At 42.0% G+C, this 13,761-nt stretch carries 7 protein-coding genes; 4 read left to right on the forward strand and 3 right to left on the reverse strand.

Translation table 11 applies throughout. From position 1 onward, the window contains the following. Positions 1–153 precede the first annotated feature (153 nt). Positions 154–1,989 (forward strand): hypothetical protein, encoded by a 1,836-nt coding sequence (locus IIC38_16805; GenBank protein ID MCH8127595.1) that lies wholly within the window; start codon positions 154–156, stop codon positions 1,987–1,989. Positions 1,990–2,525: 536 nt separating this feature from the next. Here IIC38_16805 and IIC38_16810 read toward each other — a convergent pair. The 3 genes from IIC38_16810 to IIC38_16820 form a co-directional block, all read right to left on the reverse strand. Next, complete coding sequence (locus IIC38_16810; GenBank protein MCH8127596.1) at positions 2,526–3,680, reverse strand: 6-bladed beta-propeller; 1,155 nt, start codon at positions 3,678–3,680, stop codon at positions 2,526–2,528. Positions 3,681–3,917: 237 nt separating this feature from the next. Then, positions 3,918–7,178 (reverse strand): efflux RND transporter permease subunit, encoded by a 3,261-nt coding sequence (locus tag IIC38_16815; protein ID MCH8127597.1) that lies wholly within the window; start codon positions 7,176–7,178, stop codon positions 3,918–3,920. A gap of 163 nt (positions 7,179–7,341) precedes the next feature. Beyond that, entirely contained in the window at positions 7,342–8,607 is a 1,266-nt protein-coding gene (locus tag IIC38_16820) for an efflux RND transporter periplasmic adaptor subunit (GenBank protein MCH8127598.1), read from the reverse strand. Positions 8,608–9,030: 423 nt separating this feature from the next. Here IIC38_16820 and IIC38_16825 point away from each other — a divergent pair, with 423 nt between their 5' ends. From IIC38_16825 to IIC38_16835, 3 genes are all read left to right on the forward strand, one after another. Then, positions 9,031–9,807 carry a DUF1028 domain-containing protein gene (locus IIC38_16825; GenBank protein MCH8127599.1) on the forward strand — a complete coding sequence of 259 codons (777 nt, stop codon included), beginning with the start codon at positions 9,031–9,033 and terminating at the stop codon, positions 9,805–9,807. Between the two features lie 129 nt (positions 9,808–9,936). Further along, positions 9,937–12,939: a M20/M25/M40 family metallo-hydrolase gene (locus IIC38_16830; GenBank protein MCH8127600.1), complete on the forward strand. Its 3,003-nt coding sequence runs from the start codon at positions 9,937–9,939 to the stop codon at positions 12,937–12,939. Between the two features lie 416 nt (positions 12,940–13,355). Beyond that, positions 13,356–13,679, forward strand: a complete 324-nt coding sequence (locus IIC38_16835) for a hypothetical protein (protein ID MCH8127601.1) — start codon at positions 13,356–13,358, stop codon at positions 13,677–13,679. Positions 13,680–13,761 lie beyond the last annotated feature (82 nt).

Below are 13,761 nucleotides of genomic sequence, written 5' to 3' on the forward strand. Positions count from 1 at the left end.
AGAGTCCTAAATTTCTCACTTAATTTTACTAATCCCGAAGCGTCGGGATGCTAATAGCGGAACAGTTACTATTATTGTATTAAACAACCCCTAGCCTGAGTTATCACACAAGTTTAAAAACCAGTGAAGGACTAGTTTCAAGATAAATTGCTGATGCTTTATCAAAAAAAACAACGTAAAAGATTGGCCATGCAAAAGCAAATTGACTTTTTGCAAAGACGAATTGAATGGCTTAAAAAGATGAGTTCAAGATATTCATGGTTACGGTTATCGATCGTGTTGATTGGCATTCTTGCAGCTTATTTATCCTTCACATTTATTTCAGAGTGGACAGGTTGGGTTAGCATAGTCTTTTTTGTTGCTGGATTTGCAATGATTGCACGATATCACAGGATTTTAATAAAGAGTATCTCAAAACATAAAATATGGATGCAAATTAAATCGGAACAAGTTGCCAGGATGAATTTGGATTGGACGAATATTCCGTACCCAAAAATAAGAATCGGCGATGATAAATGTCCGTTGGATAATGATTTGAATTTATCCGGAAATCGTTCCCTTCATCATTTAATCGATACTGCCGCTACATTTGGCGGAAGTCAGAGGTTATTGTCTTGGTTCTTGCAGCCGGAGCTGAATTTACATCAAATTAGAAATAGGCAAGACCTGGTAAAGGAGTTGATGCCGTTATCAACTTTTAGAGATCGATTATCTCTGTACGCCCGCCTGGCGTCCGAGGAAGATGAGTCATGGCAAAATGATTCATTCTTGGAATGGCTAAAGAAGCATAACGTGGATTATTCACATAAACGACTTTTAGTCAGTTTGATAACATTAGCTGCCATCAACATTATCCTCTTTGTTGCCTACCTGTTTTCTTTCCTGCCGGCATATTGGCTGATCACAATTTTAATTTACATAACGCTTTATTTAATGAATACCCATCTCGTACGGGAAACATTTAATGAAGCATTTGATCTAGATAAAATGCTAAAAAAATTGATTGCCGTTTTTCAATTTCTCGAGAAATACAATTATCGCAAAGACTCTAAGATTGCAGAACTCTTTAAACCATTTTGGCAGGAAGAAAAGAAACCTTCAGTATTCCTTAAGCAAATTAGTAAAATCGTTGCAGGTATTGCCATCAAAACAAATGATATTATTTGGTTATTTTTAAATTTACTTTTTCCCCTGAGTTTTTACTTAGCCTACAAGTTAAATCAATACAAAAAAAGGTTGGAACCACAATTATCGGTTTGGCTGGATCGATATTATGAAATTGAAACGCTAAACTCACTGGCAAATATCGCAACCTTAAATCCGCAATTTTGCTTTCCGGAATTTCACAGCGAATCGAACAATAACCGGTTGTTTTTCGGTGGAAGTTTGGGTCATCCACTTTTATCCGATGACCAGCGGAAAACCAATGATTTTTCATTTGAAAATAGAGGGCAGGTCGGGATCATTACCGGTTCAAATATGTCAGGCAAAAGCACTTTTCTCCGGACATTGGGCATCAACTATGTTCTTGCATTTGCCGGAGGATCCGTATGTGCGGATAAATTTCAAACGATTCCTGTTCGAATATTTACCTGTATCCAGATTATGGATTCTGTTAGTGATGGCATTTCGTATTTCTATGCTGAGGTGAAGCGCTTAAAAGAATTATTGGATAAACTCACAGCGGATGATGATAGTCCATTATTTTACTTGATCGATGAAATCTTCCGCGGCACCAACAATCGCGAGCGACTGATCGGAAGCCGTGCTTACGTGCGGGAGCTTGTTAAAAACAATGGAGTAGGCTTGATTGCTACCCATGACCTGGAACTCGTTGAACTTGCCGAAACCTATTCCACAATCCAAAATTATCATTTTAAAGAGGAAGTATCAGACAATAAAATGACTTTCGATTATCTTCTTCGTTCGGGCCCTTGTCCTACCACAAATGCCTTAAAAATTATGAAAATAGAGGGGTTGCCAACTTAGACCACAGATTTACGTTGATTTAAGGATTGCACTGATCCGGAATCTTTGTTTATCAAATAATTAACCACCTAGTGGCATTATATGTATAGATGTATAGATGTAAAGATGTAAAAACGAAAATAAACCGCATTGGGGCGGCATATTGCCTATATCAGTCCTACTGGTTGCTGATGAACCTAGGTTAAATGCTCCGTTAATTATTCCGACATATTTACAGAATTTGTAACTGTAACGGGGGCTGCTAATCAACTAGCTAAAATAAGGAGTTGTAGCATGCAAACTTTCGCTATGATGACTAATTATTCCTGGATGTTTCGCGACAAAACAAAGATTCTGCAACACTGGCAGGGTATAGTTAGACCAGGTAAAGCATAAATGCCGGGTTGTTTGAAGAGGGAAGTAGCAAATTAAGAGGAAACTATTTGCAGAAATTCTGCTTCACCCTATCCATCATTAATGGTTTCTTGCATAGTTATATGTTTACAACCCATTATTTGCAGATTATTCTACACATGCAATTCACGTTGTTAAAATTGTTATTTTCCTTCATCAATCTTTTGGTATTCCAGGCTCATAACTCGTATTTTTGAAAAACCCATGGAATCACGGATATAAAATCGATCATCCTTATCTTTCCATAGAACTTCCATAGCCATGGAGTGGTTTTCAAACTGGCCATAACCGATGTATGTACCATCAGGCTCAAATAACTCAACACCATCAATTATTTCTTCCTCTGATGATCTAGTAACTGAAAAATGAACGATAGTTCCATTATTCATAGCAAATAATCCCCTGCTCATATTCTGCATACGGACAGCAAATTTGCCACTTTGGCCACTAAGTAAATAAGCTCCTCTAGGAAATTTTAAGTCCGGATAATCTGAAAAATTGAGCATTTTATAAGACTTATGGGTTGGAATTTTACCTCTTAACGTTTTTAACTGCCATTGATCGGCAACTTTTTGGTAAAGATATAACAAGCCTTCATAGATCCAGGGTGCTATAACAATTGCATTATTACCCAACGTAGCAATTTTAATAGCATTTCTGTCTATTTGAGCACGAAAAAAGGGTTGGCTAAGATCCCAAATATCATCTTCGGAAACAAACGACTCCAAAACTGAAGAGAAATCAATTGGATATATATGAACCAATTTATCCTCTTTCTTATTGTACAATGAGCTCTCTTTATTCGTGTAATACTTACTGTCTTCCCTTACACGATATTGAAGAGCATATAATTCCAGCCCTAATGGAAGAATAATCCAAGGATCTATAAAGGAGTTATCTGGCATGGGATAGGTCGTAAATTCTTCTCCCATTTTAGAAAAACGTGTAAACCGTCTGCTCATGCGGTCGACAACGATTAAATCATCATTATGGTCGATTGTCATACACATAACTTCCTGCATTTCTCCGGGGCCCTGGCCTTTTCTACCTATTGATTTGATAAATTGACCGTATTGGTTAAATACCCTTATTTTAGACATATTCTGATCAGCTATATAGATATTGTTCTTACTATCTGTATTTACATGCATAGGGTAGGCAAACAGGTATTCATCCGATGCGTTTTCATCGTCTCCAATTACCAGTTGTTCTTTTAGAGTAACTTTTAGTTGCTGTGAATAGACATCAAAAAAAAGTAATGCAAAAACAATGGAAAATGTTATTATCAATCGTGTCATAAGATGAATTGAATTATTTAAAAATTATTGTCAAGTTGAATTGAAGTTAAAATTCTTTATTTTGGTTCCTGGTTTCTTGCAAATATAATATATTAACCTGAATAATTCATGAATTAGGCTTTTAAGCTTAAAGCTTCCAATCATGTCATCCTGGAAGCTGCGCCCTGAACTTTGTCGAAGGGGATCTATTTCCATACATATGAAAAAACTGAATATTAAGCATAAAATTGGAGTGCGTCAACCGTGTTGCTGCACACGATCTCCCTTATCCAACACCTGGTAGAGCACCGGCACAATAATCAAAGTCAGCACAGTCGCGAAACTCAATCCAAAGATAATTGCGATGGCCAGTGGCCGCCGCAGCTCGGCGCCATCGCCAAAGCCGATAGCCATGGGCAGCAGGGCCAGCACCGTTGTTATGGTCGTCATCAAAATAGGCCGCAGCCGTTTTTTGCCGGCCAGGAGTATGGCTTCCCGAAGCTGGGTGCCCTTCCGCCGGGCCTGGTTAATAAAATCCACCTTGATGATGGCGTCGTTCACCACGATACCCACAAGCACAACCAACCCAATTAAGGACATCACATTGAAGCTTTGGCCGGTTACCAGCAAACCGATAACCACACCGATAATCGCCAAAGGAATGGTCAGGATGATAATGAACGGATTCAGCAGGCTTTCGAATTGGGCTGCCAGGATCAGGAATACCAACACGAATGCCAGCAGAAAAGCAAAGGTCATCTGGCGAAAGGATTCGATCATCTCCTGGCGCTGGCCGCCAATGTGAATTTGAAACCCCGATGGTAATTTTACATCGGCTATCATTTCTTCCACATCACTTGCGACAGCGTTATAACCTCTTTCGGAAATACCCACAAACAAAGTGTGCTTTCGTACCTGGTCCTCACGCTCAATCGATGCAGGCGCAAATACTTCTTCGATACGAATAACCTGGGAAAGGGGGACAGATCTTCCTCGCAGCAAGATGGGTGTCTGCAGAAGATCGTCCAATTCCTGGCGGTGGCTTAAACCCGCTCGCAGTAAAATGGGAATTTTTCGGTCAAATTCTTTGAAATCTGTGGCGACTGAGCCGTGCATATAAAGTTGGACAAATCCTGAAATTTCTCTTGGCTCAATATCATAGGCAGCGGCTTTTTCACGGTCGATGATCAAACGAATCTCCGGTCGTTTTTCCTCTTGACTGGAAAAAACCTGGGATATGCCTTTGATTTTGGTAAGGTTTTGCCGAACAGTAGCCATAATCACCGCTGCGGCATCAGGATCATCACCGCGAATCTGCACGGCAAGATCAGATAAGTTAGTGCCTAATATTTCTCCAATGGCTGTCTGCGACTGCCGCAACGTGATTGATTCAGCGCCCAGGCTGGCTAGTGATTGTTGAATTTCTTGCATAAAGATTTTGGTTGAAATATCGTGGTACAAAAAAACCTGCAATTCCGCGGTATTCATGCCTGTTCTGGTCACAATTTGTCGGATATCTTCTTCGATAAAACCGACTTGCGAAAATACCGCTTTCACTTCCGGCGATTTGTAAAGCAGGTTTTCAATTTTAGTGGTGAGTTCTTCAGTAGCCTGCAAAATGGTTCCGGGCGGCAGCTGCACGGAAATAGTAAAACGGTGTTGTTCTACTTCTGGCATAAGACGTCTATCGATTTGCCAGCCTAACAACAGGATTAACAGAAAGCAAATTGTGGTAACGGTCAACACAAGTTTTGTACGATTTAATGCTTTTTTGAGCCAAAACTCATAAAATTCCAGGAACCTGGCAAAGAGACGGTCGAATGCCTGAAAAGCAGGAAGTGTGAAATGGCGAAAAAATTGTGTCAAATGCTTGATCCAAAAACCAAACAAACCTTTGATGAATTGAAACCCTTTTCCACGAAGAGAAGCTATGAACAGGATCAGTTTTTCCCACCTGTTTCCTGAATCAACCTGAACCCCGGATTCTTTAATTTGAGGTTTATTCAAATTCTTGCGCTGCCAGCGAGCGGCCACCATTGGCAATAAAGTCAACGCTACAACAAGCGACGAAAGCAAGGAAAAAACAACGGTTAGCGATTGATCACGAAACAGTTGTCCTGCAACTCCACGAATATAGATAATCGGGAAAAACACGGCGATGGTTGTGAAGGTGGATGCAGTTATGGCCATGCTTACCTCACTCACACCTGCCACGCTCGCTTCTTGTAAGGGCAGACCTTCCTCCTGGTGGCGAAAAATATTTTCCAGAACCACGATGGAATTATCCACCAGCATGCCGACCCCCAGGGCCAAACCACCAAGGGAGACCATGTTCACACTCACACCGGCAAAATACATTAAAGTAAATGTCGCAATAATCGAGATCGGCATGGAGATAGCAATATTGATGGGATTACGAGCATCATGAAGAAAGAAGAACAACACTATAAAGGCCAGGATACCTCCAAAAATCAACGACTGCTTAACCTGGTTTATTGCACCTGAAATAAATTCAGCCTGGTTATCCACTAAAACCAAATCCACTTCCGGGTATTGTTCCTTGAGTTGATCAATGACCCGAACGACTTTTTGTGCTACTTGCACCGTGTTGGCGCCGGATTCTTTGGTAACCAAAAGGCCTATTGCTTCCTGGTTATTATAGCGAGTCACTCCCTGTCTTTCACGGAAAGAATTCCGGATCGTGGCTATCTCATCGAGGCGGATTGTTACACCATTATTGGAGCCTGATCCGGTATTAATCACAGTAGCACCGATTTCTTCGACCGATTGGAACTCACCCACCGTACGCAAGGCATAACGATATCGGCCTTTTTTGATGCTGCCGCCCGGCCGCGTATCATTGGCCAACTGTAGAGCTCGTTCGATTTGTGAAAGAGAAAGTCCCAAAGCTGTCAGGCGGGCCATGTTAACATCAACCTGAATCTCACGTTTTTGTCCGCCGGTAACCGTTGCCATTGCGATGCCGTCGATTTGCTCTAAACGGCGTTTGAAAACATCTCTGGCCAATGTATATATATGATGGTTATTTTTACCGCCAGAAATTGCCAGGGTCATGATCGGTCTGGCGCGCGGATCTACCCGGAGGATCACCGGCCGTTCGACCTCTCTTGGCAGGATAGGGGAGAGGTTGTCCAGCTTTTCCCGCAAAGTAAGCGCGGTGAAATCCATGTCCGTTCCCCAGGTAAATTCCACAGTGACCAAGCTGATCCCTGCACGGGAAGTCGAATGAACACGCTGAACACCGGGCACTGTGGATACGGTTTCTTCTATTGGAATGGTGACAAACTCTTCAATCTCAACCGGTCCGACATCGCGATAATTGGTCCAAATCAGCAATCGGGGGAAAGTAATATCCGGTAGCAGGTTAACCGGCAAACGGGAGAAAGAAACGACACCCAATAAAACCACTGCGAGAAAAAACATGGAAGTAGCGATAGGACGTCGGGTTGTGTAATAGGCGATGTGCATGATTTGAAAAGATTTTAAATTCCGACACACAAAACCCAAATAAAAAATAAAATCCAATAACCAATGTTCGAAGTCACAAAATTAATGTTTGATCATTAATTATTAGAATTTTGGATTTATTTGTTATTTGTGATTTCAGAAGTTCACGTATTCCCATTTGATAATATCTTATATTGTGTCAGAATATTTGTAATTATTCTACTATTCGAATTAATGCATCATGGATCATGGTGTAATGGTTACTAACCACGACTTGTTCTCCATCCTTTAGATCGAACCTGGAAGAGAGAATTTCAACATATTCCTCATTTTTTAAACCGATATCCACATAACTCCAAACTGCGCGAAGGTTTCCATCTGTCGATTTCCTGGCAATAAATACAACCGGTCGTTGATCTCGTAACACAATCGCTTCTTTGGGCACTAGCAAACGATTTTTGTAGATTTGCGTTTCTAATTTTACAAAAGAGTACATGCCCGGAATTATTTTATGATCGCGGTTTTCCAATTGAATAGTAGCTTTGCGGGTTTTTTTCTCAGGATCAATCAAAGGATTCACAGAAATGACTGTTCCGGGAAACTTTTCACCCGGGAACGCTGTGAACATTGCCTCTGCTTTTCTACCAACCCGGACCATAGCCATTTCACTTTCCAGAATCTCAATGTCGATTAAGAGTTTATTCAAATCGACAAGGGTAAGACAATCGGTGCCGGGGGTTACCTGCATGCCAACCACCACTTTAATATCTCCGATATATCCTGAGAATGGCGCTAAAAATTTAGTGCGTTCAAACTGTAAATTGGCTTTGTCTCGTTTGATTAGTGCAGAACTCAAACCTTTGTTCAAAGCAATAAGTTTTCGCTTATCCGGGCTATTAAATATTTTCGCTGCAACAAGCTCTTGCTCAACAAGTTGGAGTTCCGGCCTGGTTATTTCGTTGGCCGCAAAATCTTTTTTTGCTTGCTTAAGCTTGTTTTCCGAGCTATGGATATCCAGGGGGTTTTCGGCGCTATTACTGCTTTCATGGCCTTGTTGGATACCAAGTTGAAGGCCGTATTCGATTGTGGCGCTGGTTAATTGATCTTCAGCTTCGCGAAGGTCAAGTGCATAATCGGTATCATCCAACATCAGCAATAAGTCACCGGAAACGACTTCCTGGCCTTCTTTAACGGTGATTTCATTTATGATTCCAGTGATTTGGGATGTCAAGGTGAGTTGTTTTTTAGCGCGTGTGCGGCCGTTGGCTGAAATGCGCATGATGAGCTTATCCCGTTTAGCAGTTGCCGCTTGCACGGCAATAGCGGCGCTTGCGCCAATGTCCGGGGCGTCCAATTCCGTATTATTTGGATCATTATTTTCATTTTCAATGCGGAAGAATTGGAACCACAGTAAAAAGCAAACAATACCTATGATCAGGATAATGGTTGTGTTTCTATATGTCTTATCTGCCCCCATCATTTTCCTCCCTGTGGTTTTAAAGTTGTGTATAAGGGCATTTTATAATTACTCAAAAATTACAAATAATTTATTAACATGCAAGAGATAAATTCGTTTAGATTTATAAAATTGAAAATTGATTTGTAATCATAATACTTCACATTGGTGGAAATAGATTTCTTCAACATGACTTCAAATTGCAAATTCTAATTCGGGTGAATTTCCAATTTTCACAAAACTTCTTTAAGAATTGGGATACTTGACAAATGCAAACTAAAATCCATCCACCGCAAATCAAATTAATAGAATTAATCGGAGTTATCTTTTATATTTTCAAATTGACAAACATATTTAGATTTGCTAAATTGTTTTCGTTGAATACCCATTGACTAACTAAATAATTATCCCACTTCTCTAACAAACTTGCAAAAAAATGAGGCTAACATGAAGAGAATATTTGTGGTTACGATAAGCACGATAGGCTTTTTGGTGGCGATTACCTTTTTGTGGCAGTATGAGTACCAGATAAATGATAGTTCTGAAAAATGGGATCCCGTTGCGACTTTTTCAATTCTCGGTTATGATCCCGAAACCGGCGAAGTTGGCGGCGCTGTACAATCCCGGGTGTTTTCGGTTGGCAATGGCGTCTTGTGGGGTGAAGCAAATGTGGGTATCGTCGCAACACAGGCCATTGTCGATGTGAGCTATGGAACACAAGCGCTTGCATTATTAAAAAAGGGGCTTTCACCGGAAGATGTTGTGAAGCAGGTTTGGGAGAATGATCCCGATCCTCGTCCGGACAGTTGGACAAAGTACGGTCGTCAATTTGCGGTTATGAATCCAAAGGGTGAATACAAAGCGTACACCGGACCTAAAGCATCGGATTGGGCTGGTCAAAAAGGGGGTAAATATGTTACGGCTCAAGGCAATATTCTTGCAGGTGAAGCGGTTGTTAACGATATGGTCACGGCTTTTGAAAACACAAAAGGACATCTTTCGTTGCGGCTCCTGGCAGCTCTGGAAGCAGGCCAGGCCGCTGGTGGGGATGCACGCGGTATGCAGTCGGCGGCTATGCTCATCGTCAAAGAGGATGGCGGTGTTTGGCTGAACAATGATGTGGTTTTGCGTTTGCAGGTTGACGATAACCCGGAACCGATCAAAGAGCTGCGTCGACTTGTCGAAAAGGCTGTCAAGCGTTTCAGATTTGGGGAGCGGAAATAAGGCCATTTGACAAACCGCAAAGGCGCGAAGGACGCAATGAAACAAATAGTTGACTATTGTCATTTTTCCACTATCTTGGCGCCTTGGTAGTAAGAATTTGTGAAATCAAAACCAAAAGGAGTTAATCATATGGAATTATTTACCAAAAAAATATCTCATGTATTTATGCCGATTTTTGCTTTTGTTTTTTTGATTTCGTCACCCTTAGTTTCTCAAGAAAAAGTAGACTTGGATATTGTTGAGAGAATTAAGGAGGAAGGATTCAATCGCTCCCAGGTGATGGACTATGCCTGGCATCTGACGGATGTTATTGGACCGAGATTGACAGGATCGTCGAACATGCGTGAGGCGCAAGAATGGACAAAAGCAAAAATGGATCAGATTGGGCTCAGTTCAACGGCCATCGAATCGTGGGGTGAACATGGTGTGAACTGGGATTTGGAATATGTTTCCCTGCACATGCTGGAACCGGATTACCAGGTTCTGATAGGATATCCCCAGGCATTTACGCCAGGGACGGATGGAATAATAACCGGAGAGCCTATCATTGTTAATATTAAAAGTAAGGCGGATTTGGATAATTACAAGGGCAAACTGAAGAACGCAATTGTTTTGTCCACTCCTAGGCGGCAGTATGGTCCTAGATTCACTGCAGATGCGATCCGTCACGATGAAAAATCACTGCAGGTTTTTGTTGAAGAAGGAATTGATCATAACATTCGGGAACGAAGGAAAGAGCAATGGATGCAGAATCCACAAGGGCCCAAAGATCTCAACGCTACTGAGTTAGAAGAATTTTTCAAATCTGAAGGGGTTGCTGTGGTTTTGGCTGCAGCCAGGGGTGGGGATGGTACTGTATTTGTTTCTGGCAGGCGCAGCAATCGGCGTGACCGTTCACTTAAAGCTGTGAAGAACAGCCTGCCAACGGTTGCCATTGCAGTTGAACATTACAACCGCATCCACCGGCTGGTGGAACGTAACATTGATGTGAAACTGGAAATCGAAATCAGGGTCAATTCTGTGCAAAGGGACAAGCAGGAATATAATGTTGTTGGAGAGATCCCCGGCAGCGATCTTACTCATGAGATTGTCATGATCGGTGCACACCTGGACTCCTGGCACTCGGGTACCGGCGCCACCGATAATGCATCGGGTTCTGCTACAGTTCTCGAAGCGATGCGAATATTAAAGGCAATCGGAGCAGCTCCACGTCGAACGATTCGAGCGGCTCTTTGGAGTAATGAAGAAGGCGGATTGCGCGGCTCTAGGGCATATGTAGCGAACCACTTTGGCAATCCCAGGGACGGTATTCTTCCCGACTATGAGAACTTTTCAGTTTATTTCAATATGGATAACGGAACAGGCCGGTTTCGTGGGGTTCATCAGCAGGGCAATAAATTTGTAGGATCAATTTTTTCCGAATGGATGAAACCTTTTTATGATCTTGAAATTTCTACGCTCTCTAATTTCAGTAATCGGGGTTCCGATCAACTTTCTTTTGACCAGGCCGGATTGCCGGGTTTTCAATTCATTCAGGATAGGATAGAATATCGCACCAGAACGCACCATACGAACATGGATGTTTTCGATAAACTGCTTCCGGAAGACCTTAAAATTAATGCCGTTGTGCTAGCCGGCTTTGCTTATAATGCTGCCATGCGGGACGAGCGTATCCCTCGAAAACCGTTCACTGATTGGCGGCCGCAGTTTAAAATTGCACAAAAAGATCTTTTCAAAAGTGGTAATTCTCTAACCAATGCCATTGCCGATTTCGATAATGATGGCGACCTGGATATATTCGTCGGTTTTAGAGGCCAGCCAAACAGGCTTTATCGCAACGATGGTGGAAAGTTCACGGATGTAGCGGCGGATGTTGGCGTCGCGGATAACGATGTAACTCGAACTGCCGCATGGGGGGATTACAACAACGATGGCAATCTCGACCTGTTTGTAGCTTTTGTTTCACGACAGAAAAGCTGGAACCGGCTTTATAAAAACGAAGGTAATGGCAAGCGTTTTACCGATGTGACAAAGATTACAGGTGTAAGTTTAACCGGTAGTTTTCGCCAGGCATGTTGGATTGATTATGATAATGATGGCGATGTAGATCTGTTCATTGGGTTGCGGGACAAACCGAATGTTCTCTTTCGCAATGACAATGGAAAATTCACCAACGTCGCAAAATCACTCAATATCGATGATCCTCGCCGGACCGTCGGCGCTGTATGGTTCGATTTTGATAAAGATGGCGATCTTGATCTTTATGTCACCAACATGGATGGTGATGCAAATGGTCTGTTCCGCAATGATGGTACCCGTTTTGTCGATGTTGCACCAGAGCTTGGTTTAGATAATGGTGGAAGACCTCTGGGGTTTAGCGCTTATGGCAGTGTACGGCCCACCCTAGTGGATTTTGATAACGATGGCAATATAGATATTTTTATAGCCAATTACGGCCCAAACGGATTATTCCGCAATTTGGGCGGCAGCTTTAAAAATGTTGCCGCGCAAATGGGATTGGCTATAGATGAACGATACGATACCGGCGCCTGGGGTGATTATGACAATGATGGCCGCCTCGATTTATATGTCAACGGCACAATTACCGGCGGTAAGAGCTATCGAGACTATTTATTCCACAATGATGGTGACCGTTTTACCGACATTACGCCCAAAATTCTCCTGGATCAAAAAGCCGACCATGGTGTTCACTGGGCTGATTTCGACAAGGACGGTGATCTGGACCTGGCACTTACCGGAGCAGCTTCTGACGGTATGCATCACCTGGTTCTTAATGAGATAGATAAAAAACGTGCAAATAGATCACTGCAAGTTCTCGTTCTGGATGCCAGGGGTCACTACACGCGAGCAGGATCTGAGGTTCGATTATATGACGCAAATTCCGGTGTCTTGCTTGGCACAAATATTTTAGATACCGGTTCTGGCTACAATTCACAAAATGCCATGCCGGTACATTTCGGATTAGCAAAACAAGGTCTCGTGGATGTTGAAATTACAACACTGACTAAACAGGGACGCAAAACCGCACGGCTATCCGATATCGATCCAAAGTCTTATATCGGTCGTTGGCTGGTGGTAAAAATTGATGAAAATGGCAATGTGACAAAGTAGCAAAGGCACAAAGTGACAAAGTAACAAAGTTACAAAGGCGCAAAGTAGCAAGGTACAAGGTAAAAGGTAAAAAGAAAGAAACATAGATCAAATGTCATTCCTGCATGCTTTTAAGGGTGACATTACGAGGAATGAAATGATGAAGCAATCTCCTGCCCATATGAGGAAATCGCTTCTCCGCCAACCGGTGGATCGCGATGACACGTAATTGGTAGGACAGACATTCTTGTCTGTCTAAGTAGGAGCCTTTGGGTGTGGACAGATAGGAATGTCTGTCCTACCGGATCTTCGGTTTTAACATTGTTATTTATTTAATTTTTTATTTTTTGCTATTTGCCATTTGCTTTTTAGGGTTAGCATAATCATTTATCCCGCATGCCATTTATTGACCATACTTTGGATATGGACAGACAAAAATGTCTGACCTACTGGATCTTCTGTTTGGTAATTTGATTTTTAGAATTTGTGATTTATTTGTGTTTTGTGTTTTCTTATCTGGTATTCGGCAAGAGCGTGAAACGGCAAATGGCAACGGAGAAAACCACAAAGGCACGGAGTCACAGAGTAGCAAAGATATGAAATGTGAAATGGCAAACGGAAACCTCTCAGGTTTTCGAAACCTGAGAGGTTTAGTGTTGGTTGACTCGGACAAATCACCGTTAGAACAGACATTCTTGTCTGTCCTACTGGTTAGCAAAGCTCAATCCTGCAATTTTTGGATATTGTATATTGCAATTTAGGATTTGTTTAGGTGTTCAAATGCACAGAGTGACAAAGTAACAAAGGCACAAAGGCACAAAGGCACAAAGGGACAAAGGGAAA

Source organism: candidate division KSB1 bacterium, assembly GCA_022566355.1.
Taxonomy (GTDB): domain Bacteria; phylum Zhuqueibacterota; class JdFR-76; order JdFR-76; family DREG01; genus JADFJB01.

What these genes read in the sequence shown, in the direction of transcription:
- IIC38_16805 (MCH8127595.1), top strand. Translation starts at nt 154, where the DNA reads ATGCTTTATCAAAAAAAACAACGTAAAAGATTGGCCATGCAAAAGCAA.
- IIC38_16810 (MCH8127596.1), bottom strand. Translation starts at nt 3,680, where the DNA reads ATGACACGATTGATAATAACATTTTCCATTGTTTTTGCATTACTTTTT.
- IIC38_16820 (MCH8127598.1), bottom strand. Translation starts at nt 8,607, where the DNA reads ATGATGGGGGCAGATAAGACATATAGAAACACAACCATTATCCTGATC.
- IIC38_16825 (MCH8127599.1), top strand. Translation starts at nt 9,031, where the DNA reads ATGAAGAGAATATTTGTGGTTACGATAAGCACGATAGGCTTTTTGGTG.
- IIC38_16830 (MCH8127600.1), top strand. Translation starts at nt 9,937, where the DNA reads ATGGAATTATTTACCAAAAAAATATCTCATGTATTTATGCCGATTTTT.
- IIC38_16835 (MCH8127601.1), top strand. Translation starts at nt 13,356, where the DNA reads ATGTCTGACCTACTGGATCTTCTGTTTGGTAATTTGATTTTTAGAATT.